At 67.4% G+C, this 16,687-nt stretch carries 16 protein-coding genes (1 of these 16 cut by a window edge); 14 read left to right on the forward strand and 2 right to left on the reverse strand.

All coding sequences use genetic code 11. From position 1 onward, the window contains the following. Positions 1-66 precede the first annotated feature (66 nt). The 12 genes from B6K69_RS15610 (at position 67) to B6K69_RS15665 (ending at position 14,307) form a co-directional block, all read left to right on the forward strand. A complete protein-coding gene (locus tag B6K69_RS15610) occupies positions 67-663 on the forward strand; it encodes a TetR/AcrR family transcriptional regulator (RefSeq protein WP_108644453.1) in 597 nt (198 codons plus the stop codon). A gap of 617 nt (positions 664-1,280) precedes the next feature. Then, positions 1,281-1,787 carry a division/cell wall cluster transcriptional repressor MraZ gene (locus B6K69_RS15615; protein ID WP_107674494.1) on the forward strand — a complete coding sequence of 169 codons (507 nt, stop codon included), beginning with the start codon at positions 1,281-1,283 and terminating at the stop codon, positions 1,785-1,787. A gap of 5 nt (positions 1,788-1,792) precedes the next feature. Continuing rightward, positions 1,793-2,794 carry a 16S rRNA (cytosine(1402)-N(4))-methyltransferase RsmH gene (rsmH, locus tag B6K69_RS15620; RefSeq protein WP_108644454.1) on the forward strand — a complete coding sequence of 334 codons (1,002 nt, stop codon included), beginning with the start codon at positions 1,793-1,795 and terminating at the stop codon, positions 2,792-2,794. Further along, the gene (ftsL, locus tag B6K69_RS15625; protein WP_107674496.1) at positions 2,795-3,172 is read left to right on the forward strand and encodes a cell division protein FtsL; all 378 of its coding nucleotides are present in this window, start codon (positions 2,795-2,797) and stop codon (positions 3,170-3,172) included. 2 nt (positions 3,173-3,174) lie between these two features. Next, positions 3,175-4,965: a peptidoglycan D,D-transpeptidase FtsI family protein gene (locus tag B6K69_RS15630; RefSeq protein ID WP_108644455.1), complete on the forward strand. Its 1,791-nt coding sequence runs from the start codon at positions 3,175-3,177 to the stop codon at positions 4,963-4,965. 13 nt (positions 4,966-4,978) lie between these two features. After that, on the forward strand, positions 4,979-6,457 hold the full coding sequence (locus tag B6K69_RS15635; protein WP_108644456.1) for a UDP-N-acetylmuramoyl-L-alanyl-D-glutamate--2,6-diaminopimelate ligase: 1,479 nt from the start codon (positions 4,979-4,981) through the stop codon (positions 6,455-6,457). After that, a complete protein-coding gene (locus B6K69_RS15640) occupies positions 6,457-7,896 on the forward strand; it encodes a UDP-N-acetylmuramoyl-tripeptide--D-alanyl-D-alanine ligase (protein ID WP_418260030.1) in 1,440 nt (479 codons plus the stop codon). The genes B6K69_RS15635 and B6K69_RS15640 overlap by 1 nt, the downstream gene beginning before the upstream one ends. Then, entirely contained in the window at positions 7,897-8,979 is a 1,083-nt protein-coding gene (gene mraY / locus B6K69_RS15645; RefSeq protein ID WP_108644458.1) for a phospho-N-acetylmuramoyl-pentapeptide-transferase, read from the forward strand. 97 nt (positions 8,980-9,076) lie between these two features. Further along, the gene (locus B6K69_RS15650; RefSeq protein WP_108644459.1) at positions 9,077-10,315 is read left to right on the forward strand and encodes a lytic murein transglycosylase; all 1,239 of its coding nucleotides are present in this window, start codon (positions 9,077-9,079) and stop codon (positions 10,313-10,315) included. Between the two features lie 145 nt (positions 10,316-10,460). After that, complete coding sequence (ctaA, locus tag B6K69_RS15655; protein WP_206340524.1) at positions 10,461-11,639, forward strand: heme A synthase; 1,179 nt, start codon at positions 10,461-10,463, stop codon at positions 11,637-11,639. A gap of 2 nt (positions 11,640-11,641) precedes the next feature. Further along, positions 11,642-13,120, forward strand: a complete 1,479-nt coding sequence (locus B6K69_RS15660) for a carboxypeptidase M32 (protein WP_108644461.1) — start codon at positions 11,642-11,644, stop codon at positions 13,118-13,120. Further along, positions 13,117-14,307 (forward strand): MFS transporter, encoded by a 1,191-nt coding sequence (locus B6K69_RS15665; protein WP_108644462.1) that lies wholly within the window; start codon positions 13,117-13,119, stop codon positions 14,305-14,307. The genes B6K69_RS15660 and B6K69_RS15665 overlap by 4 nt, the downstream gene beginning before the upstream one ends. 17 nt (positions 14,308-14,324) lie before the next feature. On the opposite strand, the gene B6K69_RS15670 is transcribed toward B6K69_RS15665, so the two are convergent. Next, positions 14,325-15,113 carry an enoyl-CoA hydratase gene (locus B6K69_RS15670; RefSeq protein WP_108644463.1) on the reverse strand — a complete coding sequence of 263 codons (789 nt, stop codon included), beginning with the start codon at positions 15,111-15,113 and terminating at the stop codon, positions 14,325-14,327. Between the two features lie 74 nt (positions 15,114-15,187). Between B6K69_RS15670 and B6K69_RS15675 the strand changes: the two genes are divergently transcribed. After that, entirely contained in the window at positions 15,188-15,601 is a 414-nt protein-coding gene (locus B6K69_RS15675; RefSeq protein ID WP_108644464.1) for a PaaI family thioesterase, read from the forward strand. An 18-nt stretch (positions 15,602-15,619) separates the two neighbouring features. Here the strand turns inward: B6K69_RS15675 and B6K69_RS15680 are convergent, their stop codons facing one another. Beyond that, on the reverse strand, positions 15,620-15,994 hold the full coding sequence (locus tag B6K69_RS15680) for a bactofilin family protein (RefSeq protein ID WP_107674853.1): 375 nt from the start codon (positions 15,992-15,994) through the stop codon (positions 15,620-15,622). A gap of 180 nt (positions 15,995-16,174) precedes the next feature. Here B6K69_RS15680 and B6K69_RS15685 point away from each other — a divergent pair, with 180 nt between their 5' ends. Next, a protein-coding gene (locus tag B6K69_RS15685) for an agmatinase (RefSeq protein WP_107674851.1) crosses the window boundary here: on the forward strand, positions 16,175-16,687 show its 5' portion. It continues 456 nt past the right edge of the window; only the first 513 of its 969 coding nucleotides appear in the window; the start codon lies at positions 16,175-16,177; its stop codon lies off the right edge, out of view.

A 16,687-nucleotide genomic window follows, 5' to 3' on the forward strand; every position in this document is an offset into this window, starting at 1 on the left:
TTCCTATCTGAACGGGACGTGTCGTTCACATAGAACGGAACGTACCGTCTCGCAAGAGGGAAAGTCATGTCTGACGCCGCCCGCGCCTCGATCGGGGCCCGCCGCAACCCCGAAACCGAAACCGCCGTGCTGGACGCGGCGGCCGCGATCATTGCGGAAGAGGGGTTCGCCCGGCTGACCATCGAAGCGGTGGCGCGGCGGGCGCGGTCGGGCAAGGCCACGATCTACCGCTGGTGGCCGGGGAGGGGGCATCTGCTTCTGGCCCTGTACACCCGCGCGAAATCCACGCTGTCCACCCCCGATACCGGCAGCCTGCGGGGCGATCTTGAGCTTTATCTGGCCGGGATGATCCGGCAGTGGCAGGGGGATGAGGGCACGGCCGGGCTGGGAACGTTGTTCAGCCTGCTGATTGCCGAGGCGCAGACCGACGAAACCGTCCGCGCGGCCATGCAGGCCGAGCGCGAGTCGCGCTGGCTGCATATCGACCGGATCGTGACGCAGGCCAGGGACCGGGGCGAGTTGAACCCCGCCATCTCTGTCGTCGCCGCCGAGCGGCGGATCATCTCGGTCATGTGGTATCTGCTGCTGACCGATGCCCTGCCGCCGCCAGAGGCCGCGCCGACCCTGGTGGCCGACCTGATGGCGGGTCTGACGGCGGGCTGATCGCACCGCGGTTTTCCGAATCACCGTCCGGGATTTCATGGGAAACAGGCCTTGTTTCGGGGCTTGCCGGGCTGATTCCGCGGCCGTCCGGCCGATCTGAGGCCCGTGATCTGGCCGCCAGGCCGCAAGTGCCGAAGATTTCCGGAAAATCATGGGAAACCGGCGGCAATTTTTCCTGACACAATATCTAGGCGCTCACCGTGACGTGATCCCTAGAGTTAGGCTCGTGAGGGGGCGTGAAGGGCACAAGATACGGGTTTTCAGGTCGTATCCGAACAAGATGCTGGGGGTTCAGCCCCAAAATTTCCCTTGCTATCCCATCATATCCCATGGCATCCCTTTCAGCACGGAAGATGAGACGGGCGACAAAGACGCAAGGGGCAGCGCAAGACCCCGAACAAGGCGAACAAGGCAGCTTCATACAGGCAGCCCCTTTCATCGGACGACACAGATCCGGCGCGCGAGCGAGCAGACACTCCCCCAGGTGGCGCGCGCAGCTGGACGCCCAGCGATGGGACAGCAGGCGGATCGGGTAGTGGCAGCAACCCGGTCCGCCTTTTTCATTCGCGCGGGTGCAAATCGGGACAAACCGGGGGGAGACAAGGGCCGCAAGGCAGATGGCTGAGGCATTCAGAGGCGAGTTCTACCAGTCGGTAGACAAGAAGGCCCGGGTTTCGATCCCGGCGGCCTTTCGCCGTATTCTGGAAGCCGACGACACCGTCCGCGGAGACAAGGGCGGCCCGCGTGTTTACATGGTTTATGGCGGCAAGGCCCGGCGCTTTGTCGAGTGCTATTCCAAGGCAGGCGCGGATGCGCTGGCCGAGCGGATCGAGGCGATGGAGCTTGGGTCGCCCGAACGCGACCGCGCCGAGCGCGACCTGATCAGCCGCAGCGTGATGCTGGAGATCGAACCCGACGGCCGCGTCGTGCTGCCCCAGAAGGTGCGCGAGAAGATGGGCTTTCTGGGCGATGACCTGTCCGATGGCGGCGAGGCGGCCTTTGCGGGCTTTACCAACCGTTTCAAGCTGTATCGCCGCGAAGTCTATGAGGCCGAGCTGGCCGAAGACGATGACGATGACACCGATCCGCTGACCCTGGTGGGCCGCGCGACACGCAGCGGGTGACAGAGATGCCCGCCGCTGCCATGGCCCCGCAAGACGATCCGCATATCCCGGTCCTTCTGGGCCCTCTTCTGAAGACCGTCGCCCCCGTCCGGGGGCTTTGGCTTGATGGCACCTTTGGCGCCGGTGGTTATGCGCGCGGCCTGCTGGCGGCGGGTGCCGAGCGGGTGATCGGGGTGGACCGCGACCCGCTGGCGCATGAGATGGCCGCTGGCTGGATCGGGCAGTTTGCGGGCCGGCTGGAGCTGAAGCTGGGCACGTTTTCCGAACTGGACACACTGGCCGGTGCGCCTCTGGATGGTGTGGTGCTGGATCTGGGCGTGTCGTCGATGCAACTGGACCGGGCCGAGCGCGGCTTTTCGTTCCAGAAGGACGGCCCGCTGGATATGCGGATGTCGCAGGATGGCCTGTCGGCCGCCGATCTGGTGAACACCGCCGCCGAAGCCGATCTGGCCGACATCCTGTATCATTATGGCGAAGAACACGCCTCGCGCCGCATCGCGCGGGCGATTGTCGAACAGCGCGCGATCGAGCCGATCACCACCACGCTGCGGCTGGCGGAAATCGTGGCGCGGCAGTTGCCGCGGCCGAAGCCTGGCCAAAGCCATCCGGCGACGCGCAGCTTCCAGGCCATCCGCATTGCGGTGAATGCCGAGTTTACCGAACTGGCCGAAGGGCTTGCCGCGGCGGAGCGCGCACTGAAGCCGGGCGGGATGCTGGCGGTTGTCACCTTCCACAGCCTTGAGGACCGGATCGTGAAGCGGTTCTTCCAGCTTGCCTCGGGGCAGGAGGCGAACGCCAACCGCTATGCGCCGGCCACGACGCAGGCCACGGCGCGGTTCGATCTGATGACGCGCAAGGCCGTTGCGGCGGATGCCGACGAACTGGCCGTGAACCCCCGGTCGCGCAGCGCCAAGCTGCGGGTGGGCCGGCGGACCGATGCCTCCGCCAAGACGATTCCCCCGGCCGATCTTGGCCTTCCGACCTTCAGCCGCAAAGGACGCCGATAGATGCGCCCCGTGCTTTATGTCCTGACCTTCCTTGCCGTGATTGCCCTGGGCTTCTGGGCCTATCGCGAGAACTACGCCACGCAGGCCTCGCTGCGCGAGGTGCGGGGGTTGCAGAACGAGATTGCCGATCTGCGTGAATCGCTCAGCGTGCAGCGCGCCGAATGGGCCTATCTGAACCGGCCGGACCGGCTGCGCGAACTGGCGACGCTGAATTTTGACACGCTTGGTCTGTTGCCGATGGAGCCCGGTCAGTTCGTGGCGGCCGATCAGGTGGCCTATCCGGCCCCCGAGATTCCGGCGATCACCGCGCCGGTCGACGTGCAGGGCGAAACCTCTGCCGCCGCTGCGGCCCCCGCCGCCTCCGAGGAGGGACTTTGACCATGCGCACCCCGCTTCGCCCCCTGACCCGCATCCTGCTGGCCCGCCAGCGCGGCGAAAACCCTGACCTGATCGAGCGCGAAAACCTGGACCGCCGCCATGAGGTGCTGCGGGAAAAGACGCAGGTCCGCGCCTCGGCCCGGCTGGGGCTGCTGGCGCTGGCCTTCGGCTGCGCCTATGTGACCATTGGCGTGCGGATGGGCCATCTTGCGGCCTCGGTTCCGGTCGAGCCGGTTGCCAGTGCCCGCGGGGCCGAGATCGTGGCGCAGCGCGCCGATATCGTGGACCGGGAAGGCCGCATCCTGGCCACCAACATGACCACACACGCGCTTTATGCCCATCCCAAGGACATGGTTGATCCGAAGGGCACCGCAAAGAAGCTGGCCGAGATTTTCCCCGACCTTGACGCGGCGGCGCTGGAGCGGCGCTTTACCGACGGTCGCAGCTTTGTCTGGGTGCGCAAGGTGCTGTCGCCCGAACAGATGCAGCTTGTGCATGAAATCGGCGATCCGGGCCTGTTGTTCGGCCCGCGCGAGATGCGGCTTTATCCGAACGGCACGCTCGCGGCCCATGTCCTGGGTGGCTATTCCTTTGGGGCCGAGGGGGTTCATTCGGCCGAGGTGATCGGGACTGCCGGGATCGAAAAGGCGATGGACGCGCGCTTGCGCGACCCAGCGGAAGGCGGCGAACCGCTGCAATTGTCGCTGGATCTGTCCGTGCAGGCCACCGTGGAAGAGGTGCTGGCGGGCGGCATTGGCATGATGAACGCCAAGGGTGGCACCGCCATCCTGATGGATGTGCATACCGGCGAAGTGCTGGCCATGGCCTCGGCCCCGACCTTTGATCCGAACGACCGCCCTTCGCCGCTGGTCGACAAGAACGCCGAACCGGCGGACAGCCCGCTGTTCAACCGCGGCGTTCAGGGGGTTTACGAACTGGGCTCGACCTTCAAGATCTTTGCCGTCGCGCAGGCGATGGAGCTGGGGCTGGTCAACCCCAATACCATGGTCGATGCCAATGCGCCGATGACCTGGGGCAAGCACAAGATCAAGGAATTCGAGAACCACAACTATGGCCCGCTGCTGTCGGTCAGCGATGTGATCGCCAAATCGTCGAACGTGGGAACGGCACATATCGCCCTGATGATCGGGCCGCTGCGCCAGCAGGCGTTCCTCAAGTCGCTGGGGTTTTTTGAACCCACCCCGCTGGAGCTGATCGAGGCCCCGGGCGCGAAGCCGCTGATTCCCAAGCGCTGGCCGGAAATCGTGACGATCACCACGTCCTATGGCCACGGCATGTCGGCCAGCCCGATGCACCTGGCCGCCGCTTACACCGCCATTGCCAATGGCGGCATCTACATCAAGCCCACGCTTCTGAAGCAGACCGGCCCGGCCAAGGGTGTTCGGGTGATGTCCGAGAAGGTGGCGGCCGAGTCGCGCAAGATGCTGCGCCGTGTGGTGACGGACGGCACCGCATCCTATGGCGAGGTCGAGGGGTATGAGGTGGCCGGCAAGACCGGGACGGCCGACAAGCCCAAGAGATCGGGCGGATATTACAAGGACAAGGTGATCAACACCTTTGCCTCGATGTTCCCGGCCAGTGCGCCGCGCTATGTGCTGATCGTCACGCTGGACGAGCCGGTGAACACCCTGGGCGCCACACCGCGGCGCACGGCGGGGTGGACGGCGGTTCCGGTGGCCGCCGAGATGATCCGTCGCGTCGCGCCGCTGCTGGGGCTGCGTCCGAAGGTTGAACCCGCCAACCAAGCCACGCTAACTGCCGCCAAGAACTGAACGGAGGCAGGACATGTCTGGCACGAAGCGGCTTTCGGAACTGGGGTTGAAGGCGCGCGAGGGGCGCAACCCCGTGCTGACGGGGGTGACAAGCGACAGCCGCGCCGTGCGGCCGGGTGTCCTTTTCGCGGCTCTGCCGGGCAGCGCCCGGCACGGCGCCGACTTCATCCCGCAGGCGCTGGCGGCCGGTGCGGCGGCGATCCTGACCGATCCGATGGGGGCGATCATCGCCTCGGATGCACTGGGTCTGTCGTCGTCGGCGCTGGTGGTGGCCGATGACCCACGCGAGGCGCTGGCCTATTCCGCTGCGCTGTGGTTCGGTGCGCAGCCTGAAACGATGGTCGCGGTGACGGGCACCAACGGCAAGACCTCGGTCGCCACCTTTACCCGGCAGATCTGGATGGCGCTGGGGCATGAGGCGATCAACATCGGCACCACCGGGGTTGAAGGCGCCTGGACGGCACCGTCCTCGCACACGACCCCCGATCCGGTGACGCTGCACCGGATGCTGGCCGAGGCCGCGGCGGCAGGCGTGACCCATGCCGCGATGGAGGCATCGTCGCACGGACTGGACCAGCGCCGGCTGGAAGGCGTGCGGCTGAAGGCGGCGGGTTTCACCAATCTGACGCAGGACCATCTGGATTATCACCACACGATGGAGGCCTATCTGACCGCCAAGGCGGGCCTCTTCTCGCGGCTGTTGCCCGAAGACGGGGTGGCCGTGGTGAACCTTGACGGGGCACATGCCTCGGAAATTGCCGAGCTGGCGCTGAACCGGGGGCTCCGGCTCTTGACCGTGGGCAAGGGGCAGGGGGCCGACTTGCAGATCGCGGCTGTCCGTCCCGATGCGACCGGGCAGGAGGTGCGCTATCTGTGGCAGGGCCGCGCGGTGCAGACCCGGCTGGGGCTGATCGGGGCGTTCCAGGCCGAGAATGTGGCGGTGGCGGCGGGGCTGGCCATCGGCGCGGGCGACGACGCCGATGCCGTTCTGGCCTGTCTGCCGAAACTGACCGGCGTGCGCGGGCGGATGCAATTGGTGGCGACGCGCAAGAACGGGGCTTCGGTCTTTGTCGATTATGCCCATACGCCCGATGCCCTTGAAACCGCGTTGCAGGCGCTGCGGCCGCATGTGATGGGGCGGATCGTCGTGGTCTTCGGCGCCGGCGGTGACCGGGATCGCGGCAAGCGCCCGCTGATGGGGGCTGCGGCCAGGGCCCATGCCGATGTGCTGTATGTCACCGATGACAATCCGCGCAGCGAAGACCCGGCCAGCATCCGCGCGGCCATTCTGGAGGCCTGCCCCGAAGCGAATGAGGTGGGCGACCGCGCCGAGGCGATCCTGCGTGCGGTGGATGCCCTGCTGCCCGGCGACGCGCTGCTGATCGCCGGCAAGGGGCATGAGTCCGGTCAGGTGATCAAGGGCGATGTGTTCCCCTTCGACGATGCCGAACAGGCGTCAATCGCGGTGGCCGCACTGGATGGGGTGATCTGATGGTGCTGTGGACTTCGGCCGAGGCGGCGCAGGCGACCGGCGGGCGTGCTGTGGGCGACTGGGCGGTGACGGGCGTGTCGATCGACACCCGGACCCTGCAACCCGGTGATCTGTTCGTGGCCCTGAAAGATGTGCGCGACGGGCACGATTTCGTGGCGCAGGCACTGGCCAAGGGCGCGGCGGCGGCAATGGTTGCCCGCGTGCCCGAAGGCGTGGCCGTGGATGCGCCGCTGCTGGTGGTTGACGACGTGCTGGCGGCGCTGGCGCGGCTGGGGGCTGCCGGGCGGGCGCGGTGCCGGGCGCGGGTCGTGGGTGTGACCGGATCGGTCGGCAAGACCTCGACCAAGGAAATGCTGCGGGCGGTGCTGGCCGGGCAGGGGCGTGTTCATGCCGCCGAGGCTAGCTACAACAACCATTGGGGCGTGCCGCTGACGCTGGCGCGGATGCCGGCCGATTGCGATTTCGCCGTGATCGAGATCGGGATGAGCCACCCGGGAGAGATTGCGCCCCTGGCGCGGCTGGCGCGGCCGCACGTGGCGATGATCACCACCGTGGCGCCGGCCCATCTGGAGGCCTTTGCCGATCTGGCCGGCATCGCTCGGGAAAAGGCGTCGATCTTCGAGGGGCTGGAGCCGGACGGCGTGGCCGTGATCAACGCCGATCTGGAGACGACGCCGATCCTGATCGGGGCGGCAAGGGCGGTTGCGGCGCGGGTGGTGACCTTTGGCGCCAGTGCCGGGGCCGATTATCGCCTGACCGATGCGCGGATCGCCGATGAGACCACGGTGGCGCAGGCCCGTCACGGCGATCTGCCGGTGTTGTTCAAGGTGTCTTCGCCGGGCCGGCACTTCGTGCTGAACGCCTTGGGCGCGCTGGCGGTGGCCGAGGCGCTGGGGGCCGATCCGGCGATTGCCGCACTGGACATCGGCCGCTGGGCGCCGCCGGTCGGGCGCGGGATGCGCGAACGGCTTCTGCTGGATGTGGTGGACGAAACCTATTTCGACCTGATCGACGACGCCTTCAACGCCAATCCGGTTTCCATGGCGGCGGCGCTGGATGTGCTGATCGCGGCCCGCCCGACCGATGGCATGGGCCGGGTGGGCGGCGGCCGGCGGATCGCCATTCTGGGCGACATGCTGGAACTGGGGCCGACCGAGATCGAAAAGCATGTGGCGATTGCCCGCCACCCGGGCCTGTCGGCCATTTCCATCATCCATTGCGTCGGCCCGCGGATGCGCGCGCTGTGGGAGGCGCTTCCGCGCAGCCAGCGGGGCGACTGGGTCGAGACCGCGCCGGAACTGGTGGCGCGGGCGCGCAGCCTATTCGACGCGGGGGATATCGTGCTGGTCAAGGGGTCGAAGGGGATCAAGGTCAGCCTTGTCGTTGACGCCCTGCGCAAAATGGGCCAAGCCGCGCCCCAAACAGAAGGGACAGAGTGAATGCTCTACTGGCTCACCCAATTCTCGGACGGCGGCGATGTGTTCAACCTGTTCCGCTACATCACCTTCCGGGCGGGTGGGGCCTTCGTGACCGCGCTGGTCTTCGGCTTTCTGTTCGGGCGCCCGCTGATTGATCTGTTGCGCCGCAAGCAGGGCAAGGGCCAGCCGATCCGCGATGACGGCCCGCAGACCCATTTCGCCAAGGCCGGCACGCCTACCATGGGCGGGCTGCTGATCCTGTCGGCGCTGATGGTGTCGACGCTGCTCTGGGCGCGGTTGGACAACGGCTATGTCTGGATCGTGGTGCTGGTGACGATGGCCTTCGGGCTGATCGGCTTTGCCGACGATTATGCCAAGGTGACCAAGCAGAACACCAAGGGCGTGTCGTCGCGGGTGCGGTTCCTGCTGGGGCTGATCATTGCCGGGCTTGCCAGCTATGCGGCGGCCCAGTTCCACCCCGCTGACCTGACCAACCAGCTTGCCTTTCCATTCTTCAAGAATGCCCTGCTGGATCTGGGCATCTTCTTCGTGCCCTTCGGCATGATCGTGATCGTCGGCGCGGCCAATGCTGTGAACCTGACCGACGGGCTGGACGGGCTGGCCATCATGCCGGTGATGATTGCCTGCGGCACGCTGGGCATCATCGCCTATGCGGTGGGCCGGGTCGACTATACCACCTATCTTGACGTGCATTATGTGCCTGGCACCTCGGAACTGGTGATCTTCGCCGCTGGTCTGGCCGGTGCGGGCCTGGGTTTCCTGTGGTACAACGCGCCACCGGCGGCGGTGTTCATGGGCGACACCGGCAGCCTTGCCCTGGGCGGGGCCCTTGGCGCGATGGCGGTCTGCACCAAGCACGAGATCGTTCTGGCCATCGTCGGTGGCTTGTTCGTGGTCGAGGCGATGTCGGTGATCATCCAGGTCGCCTATTACAAGGCGACCAAGAAACGCATCTTCCTGATGGCGCCGATCCACCACCACTTTGAAAAGAAGGGTTGGGCCGAGCCGCAGATCGTGATCCGGTTCTGGATCATCTCGGTCATTCTGGCGATGATCGGGCTGGCGACGCTGAAGCTGCGCTGAGACACAGCGGGGCGCCGCCGATCGGCGGCACCGGATTTGACCGACAGCCTGCGCAAGATAGGCTGCGGTGTGAGGCAACGAGTAGAGAGGCAGGCAGATGATCACGCGGCGGCTGTTCGGGCTATCGGTTCTGGGGGCGGCCCTGTCGGGGTGCGTCGGAGGCGGGTCTTCTTCGGGGATGCGCGGCCCGGGGGGCGAGGCACCGCCGCCGCAGCCGGTGCCGAACGCGGGTTTCGATGCCTGGGTTGACGGGTTCCGGGGCCGGGCTGCCGGGCGGGGTATCTCGCAATCCACGTTGAATGCAGCCTTCGGCAATGCCGGGTTCCTGCCCGAGGTGATCGAGAAGGATCGCAACCAGACCGAGTTCAAGCGCACGCTGGAAGATTACCTCGCCATCGCCGCTTCGGACGAGCGGGTCTCGCTGGGGCGGCAGAAGTATTCGCAACTGGGCGGGCTCTTGTCGCAGATCGAGGGGCGCTATGGCGTCGAGCCTCATGTCGTGACAGCCTTCTGGGGGCTGGAGTCGTTCTACGGCACCCGGCGCGGCAATGTTCCGGTGATCTCGGCCTTGGCGACGCTGGCCTATGAGGGGCGGCGGGCCGACTTCTTTGAAAGCCAGCTTACGGCGGCGCTGAAGATCATCCAGAACGGCGACATCACGCCCGCCCGGATGACCGGAAGCTGGGCCGGGGCGATGGGGCATACCCAGTTCATCCCGACCACCTACCTGGCCTATGCGGCCGACTGGAACGGTGACGGGCGGCGCGACATCTGGTCGGAAGACCCGGCGGATGCGCTGGCCTCGACCGCGAATTATGTGGCGAAATCGGGCTGGGTGCATGGCCTGCCCTGGGGGATGGAGGTCAGCCTTCCGGCGGGCTTCTCGTCCGGCCTGCTGGGGCGGGGCAAGGGCAAGTCTGCGGCGGAATGGCAGGCCTTGGGCGTACGCGCGGCAGACGGCGGCAGTTTGCAGGCCGGGTCCATCGTGGCGCCGGGCGGGCTGTCCAGCCCGGCCTTCCTGCTGACGCGGAACTTCAACGTCATCCTGCGCTACAACAACGCGGAAAACTACGCCATCGGCGTGGGCCATCTGAGCGACCGCATCCGCGGTGCCGGCCCGATCCGCGGCAGTTTCGGCCCCGATGCCAACGGCCTGACCAAGGCCGACCGGCAAGAGGTGCAGCGGCTGCTGACCGCCCAAGGCTATGATACCGGCGGCAGCGACGGGGTGATGGGCGCCAAGAGCAAGGCCGCCATCGAGGCCTATCAGGCCAGCCGCGGCATGGCCGTGACCGGCGTGGCCACGGCGGCCCTGCTGGCCGCGTTGCGCGGCTGATCCTTTCGCGGGGGGCGGGCTGATGCTGCCCCCCGGCTTCTCTCGTCCGCGACCCTTTCGCCCGCGCCGGAAACGCCGGTCGCAGGGCCTTGAAGGGACCGGGGCGCCGCCCTACTGTCCCGGCGGACACGACAGGGAGGCCACCTTGGCCCAGAAACGCAGCATTTTCGAAGAGGTCGGCAGCGAACAGCCGGCCAGGCCGCCGGTGAAGGCACCGGGCGGCGGGTTGATCGACAGCCGGCCCAAGGGCGCCCGCAACGCGATCCGGCGCTGGCTGATCGTGCTGTTCCTGCTGGTGGTGGGCATGGTGGTGGTGGGCGGTCTGACCCGTCTGACCGACAGCGGATTGTCGATCACCGAATGGCGCCCCGTGACGGGCATGGTGCCGCCCCTGTCAGAAACCGACTGGGCGTCCGAGTTCGAAAAATACAAGGCGACCCCGCAATTCGCCCTGCTGAACAGCCAGATGACGGTAGATGACTTCAAGTCGATCTACTGGTGGGAATGGAGCCACCGGCAGTTGGGCCGCCTGGTCGGGCTGGTCTGGGCCGCGGGATTCCTGTGGTTCCTGCTGCGCAAATCCATTCCGCCGGGCTGGACCGGGCGGCTTCTGGGCGTGGGTCTGCTGGGCGGGGCGCAGGGTGCGGTGGGCTGGCTGATGGTCAAGTCCGGCCTTGTCGGTTCGATGGTCAGCGTTGCCAGCTACATGCTGGCCTTCCATCTGGGCGTGGCCTTCGTGATCCTTGGCCTGCTGGCCAATTACATCCTGCTTCTGGGCCGCAGCGAGGCCGCGCTGATGACCGCCCGACGCGGGCGCGAGGGCAAGCTGGCCGGCATGGCCACCGGCCTGATGCATTTCGCCTTTCTGCAAATCCTGCTGGGGGCGCTGGTGGCGGGCATCGACGCCGGCCGCGCCTTCCCGACCTGGCCGCTGATGGGCGAGACCTTCTTCCCCGCCGATGCCTTCTATGTGCCCGACGGGCAGGGCGGCACGTTGCCGCTGTGGCACGCCTTCTTTGAAAACCCCGGCCTTGTGCAGTTCCTGCACCGGATGGCGGGTTACCTGCTGTTCGCCTTCGGCATCGTTGCCTGGATCAGGGGCCGCAAGTCGGCGCATGGCCAGACGCGCTTTGCCTTTCACATGGTAATGCTGATGCTGGTGGCGCAACTGGGCCTTGGCATCGTCACGGTGCTGACGGGCGCGCATCTTCATGTGGCGATCACCCACCAGATCGGCGCGGTGATCCTTTGGGTGCTGATCCTGCGGGCGCGGCACCTTGCTCAATACCCCGTGGCGGGGTCGATCCGGGAAGGGACGGCATGACAATGCGGAACGATGCCTATGAGGCGCTTCTGGCGCATGTGCGCGAAACCGCGGCGCTTGAGTCGGTGGCCGGTCGGCTGGGCTGGGACCAGGAAACCATGATGCCGCGCGGTTCGGCCCTGCAACGCGGCGAAGAAATGGCCGCGATGGAGGGCGTTCTGCACGCGCGGCGCACCGACGAGCGGATCGCCGAATGGCTGGATGCGGTGGAACCCGAAGGCGCGGTGGCCAAGGCGCAGGTCGCGCGGGTGGCGCGGGCCCATTCGCGGGCAACCAGGGTGCCGGCGGACCTGGCACAAGAGATTGCCCGCGTGACCAGCGTGTCTCAGGGCATCTGGGCCGAGGCGCGGGCAGCCGACGATGTGGCGGCCTTCCTGCCCACGCTGACCGAGGTGATCCGCCTGAAGCGCGAGGAGGGGGCCGCGCTGGCACAAGGGGGCGATCCCTATGATGCGCTGGTGGATGATTACGAACCCGGCATGACCGGCGCCGACATCGCGGCGATGTTCGGCGCGTTGCGGCCGCGTCTGGTGGCGCTGCGCGAACGGGTGCTGGGGGCTGCGAAGCAACCCGCGCCGCTGGAAGGCAATTTCGGGTCCGAGGCGCAGTTGCGGCTGGCCCGCGACGTGGCCGCCGCCTTCGGCTATGATTTCAGCCGCGGCCGGATCGACATTGCGGTGCATCCCTTCTCAAGCGGGTCAGGCAATGACGTGCGGATCACCACGCGGGTTTCGGAATCCGATCCGTTCAACTGCCTGTATTCGACCATCCACGAAGTCGGCCACGCCGCCTATGAACAGAACGTCGACCCGGACTATCTGCTGACACCCATCGGTCAGGGCGTTTCGATGGGCGTCCATGAAAGCCAGAGCCGGATCTTCGAAAACCAGCTTGGCCGCAGCGAAGCCTTCACCGGCTGGCTTTATGGCGAGATGCGCGATCGGTTCGGCGATTTCGGCATCGGCTCTGCGCGCGGCTTCTTCGGCGCGGTCAACCGGGTGCGGCCCGGCTATATCCGCACCGAGGCCGATGAGGTGCATTACAACCTGCATGTCATGCTGCGTTTCGATCTGGAGCGGGCCTTGATGCGCGGCCAACTGGACGTGGCCGATCTGGAAACCGCCTGGAATGATCGGTTCAAGGCCGATTTCGGGGTGGCCGTCGACCGGCCCAGCCATGGCGTGTTGCAGGACGTGCACTGGTCGGTGGGGCTGTTCGGATACTTCCCCACCTATACGCTGGGCAATGTCTATGCCGGCTGCCTGCATCGAGCCCTGCGCGCCGACCTGCCGGATCTGGATGCCCGGATGGCCGCGGGCGACCCGTCGCCGGCAACCGAATGGCTGCGTGAAAAGGTGCAGCGCCATGGTGCGCTGATGGCCCCGCGCGAGGTGATCGCGCAGGCTTGCGGCTTCGAGCCGTCGCCCGAACCTCTGCTGGATTACCTGGAGGCCAAGTTCGGCGGGATCTACGAGGTGTGACGCCTGAGGCAGACAGCGGGGATGCAGCGGCGGTCTGGCTTCTGGCGCTGGGGCAGACCCTGCTTTACGCGGGCAGCTACTATTCCTTTCCCGCGCTTCTGCCCGCGCTAGAGGCCGATCTGGGCTGGACGAAGGCCACCTTCGCGGCCGGCCCGACGCTGGGGTTCCTGATCATGGCCGGGCTGACCCTGTGGTCGGGCCGGCTGGTTGATCGCGGTTTCGGCGGTGAGCTTCTGATCTGGGCGCCGCTGATGGTGGCGGGCGGGGTTCTGCTGCTGGGGCTGGTCCGGTCACCGTTGGGCTGGAACCTTGGCTGGGCGATCATCGGGGTGGCGCAGGCGGCCTGTCTTTACGAGACCTGCTTTGCCTTCCTGACCCGCCGTCTGGGCGGCGATGCCGGGGCCGCGATCACCCGGGTGACGCTGGTGGCGGGTTTTGCCGGAACCTTGGCCTTTCCGTTGGGGCATGTGCTTGGTCAGGCCTTCGGCGGGCAGGGCGGGATGCTGGTGTTCGCGGCGATGATTGCCGGGATCGTGGTGCCGATGAACGCCATTGCGGTGGCACGCCTGCGCCGCAAGGCGCGCGCCGCCGGGTTGGCCCGGCCGGCGGATGCCCCCGGTGCGCTGCGGCGGGCGCTGGCGAAGCCGGCCTTCTGGGCGATTTCGGGGGCGGTGGCGCTGATCTGGCTGAATCACGGCATCCTGCTGACCTATGTGCTGGTGCTGTTTCAGGACCGCGGCGCCGGGCCGGCGCTGGCGGCCACGGCAGCGGCCTGTGTCGGGCCGGCACAGGTGGCCGGGCGGCTGGCGCTGCTGATGGCGGGCGCCCGCATCTCGACCGCGACGGCAACGCTGGCGTCGCTGGCCTCGGTCGTGATGGCGGGGGGGCTGCTGTGGGCGGCGGGGGCGGCGATGCCGCTGATCTTTGCCTTTGCCGTGCTGCAAGGGGCCGGGGCCGGGCTGCTGTCGATCCTGCGGCCGGTGCTGGTGGCCGAAACCCTGGGCCGCGACGGCTTTGGCGCGATCTCGGGCGCGGTGGCGATTGCGCCGATTCTGGCCAGCGCCGCCGCACCTTCGGTCGGGGCGGCGCTGCTGGCCATGGGCGGCACACCGGCGGTCTATGCCGCGACCTGGCTGATGGCGCTGGCAGGGCTGGCGACGGCGGCGCTTCTGTTGCGCCGGGTCTGAGCCTGCCGATCAGCCAATCAGGCCCAGTCGGGTTTGCGCTTTTCCAGAAAGGCGGCGATCCCTTCCTCGGTGTCACGCCACAAAAGGTTTTCCGCCATCACCTGCCCGGTTTGGGCATAGGCCTGGTCCAGCGGCAGGCCAAGCTGGTCATAGAAGGCGCGCTTGCCGATGCGGACCGCTGCGGTCAGCTTGCCGGCCAGCGTGCGGGCAAGCGCCTGGGTCACCGCATCCAGTGAGTCCGGCGGGGCGACGCGGTTCACCAGACCCACCTCGCGGGCACGGTCCGCGGACAGGAATTCACCGGTCGTCAGCATCTCGAAGGCGATGGCGGGCGGCACCTTGCGGGTCAGCGCCACCATGGGTGTGGAACAGAACAGGCCGATGTTCACCCCGTTGACCCCGAACCGCGCGTCCGAGGCGGCGGTGACCATATCGCAGGAAGCGGCAAGCTGGCAGCCGGCGGCGGTGGCAATGCCATGCACCTGCGCGATCACGGGCTGGGGCAGGGCCGGAATGGCCTGCATCACCGCGGCGCAGCGGGCAAACAGGTCGGCGAACCGGGCGGCCCCCTTGTCGGCTTCGGCGCGGGCGGCCTGCATTTCCTTGAGATCATGCCCCGCGCAGAAGGCCCGCCCCGCGCCGCGCAGGACGATCACGCGGCTGCTGCTGTCTTGTGCAAGCGCGGCAAAGCTGGCTGAAAGTGCGTCCAGCATCGCATCCGACATGGCATTCAGGCTGGCCGGGGCGTTCAGGGTCAGCGTGGTAACGCCGGTATCGTCCTGGCGCAGGATCAAAGGCTCGGTCATTGCATCCCCCCGTGGCTTCGCGGCAGGGTAGGGGCGCGGAAGGACGGGGGGAAGGGTCTTTGACGGAATTGCAGATGGATGCCGCGGCGCTGGAGGCGTTCCTGCGGCGTGACTTCGGACAGGTGGCCGAGGATTTCGCGGTGGACCGGGCCGATGCGGCGGGCGTCACGCTGCGGCTGAAGGTGGCCGAGCGCCATTTGCGGCCGGGTGGCACGGTCAGCGGCCCGGCCATGTTCGGGCTGGCCGATGTGGCGATGTATCTGGCGATCCTCAGCCGGATCGGGCCGGTGGCGCTGGCGGTGACAACGAACTGCGCCATCGACTTCATGCGCAAGCCTTCGGCGGGGCGCGACCTGCTGGCCGAGGCGCGGGTGCTGAAACTGGGCCGCGCGCTGGCCGTAGGCGATGTGATGCTGTTCAGCGAAGGCAGCCCCGAGCCGGTGGCGCGGGCCAGCCTGACCTATTCCATTCCCCCGGCGCGGGGGTGAAGGCCCGCGTGGCGCCGTTCAGACCTTGGGGCGGGCGAAGCGGCCTTCGATCTGGGCGCCGCTTTCGATGACAAGCGTCGAATAGACGACTTCCGCCGTCACCTGCGAGGTGGCGCGCATGGTGAAGCTGCCCGACTGCACCTTGCCGTCAAGCCGCCCCTTCACCTCAACCGTCTGCGCGCTGACCGAACCCGAGATCCGCCCGTCCTGCCCCACCGTCAGGACATCGGCCGAAAGATTGCCGTCGACCTCTCCATAAACCTCGACCGTGCCGGCCGAGGTGATTTCGCCGGTGATCCGCAGATCAGAGCCAAGGACCGAGCGGCTTGCAGGCGCACCCGATGCAGGGCGCGAGGCGGGCGCGGCGGTCGGGTCGGCGGATTTGGAAAACATCTGGGTATTCCCTGTCTGGATTGCCCTGATAAGGTGAAATCGCCGGGCGACGGTCAAGGGGGAGGCGTGTGCGCCGGATCACCACAGGCGGAAATCCCGCCCCAATGTGTCGCCAGCAGGCCTGACAGCGCCCCGGCGGGGTGTTTGGATGCCCCCGATTGCAGGGCATGACAGGAGGTTATGGTGACGGATGCGTTCTTCAGGCCGGTTTCCGGCTTTGATCTGCCGCGATTCGCGGGCGTGCCCAGCTTCATGCGGCTGCCGCATGTGCCCTTTGACCATCCGCGCTTTCCCGAGGTGCAGATCGGCCTGATCGGCGCACCCTGGGATGGCGGCACCACGAACCGCCCCGGCCCCCGGCACGGGCCGCGCCAGTTGCGTGATCTCAGCACCATGATCCGGGCGGCGAACGGCGCGACCTGGGTGGCGCCCTTCGACCTGGCCCGCTGCGCCGACCTGGGCGATGTGGCGCCCAACCCTGCCGACCTGATGGATTCGATGGCGCGGATGGAGGCTTTCTACGACCGGGTGGTCGCGGCCGGCATCCGGCCGCTGACGGCCGGCGGCGACCATCTGTGTTCGCTGCCGATCCTGCGGTCGGTGGCGAAGGCGCGGCCGGTGGGGCTGATCCAGTTCGACAGCCATACCGACCTGAACGACATCTACTTCGGCACCAGCCGCTACAACCACGGC

The sequence above is a fragment of the Pseudogemmobacter blasticus genome (assembly GCF_003071405.1).
Classification (GTDB): domain Bacteria; phylum Pseudomonadota; class Alphaproteobacteria; order Rhodobacterales; family Rhodobacteraceae; genus Pseudogemmobacter; species Pseudogemmobacter blasticus.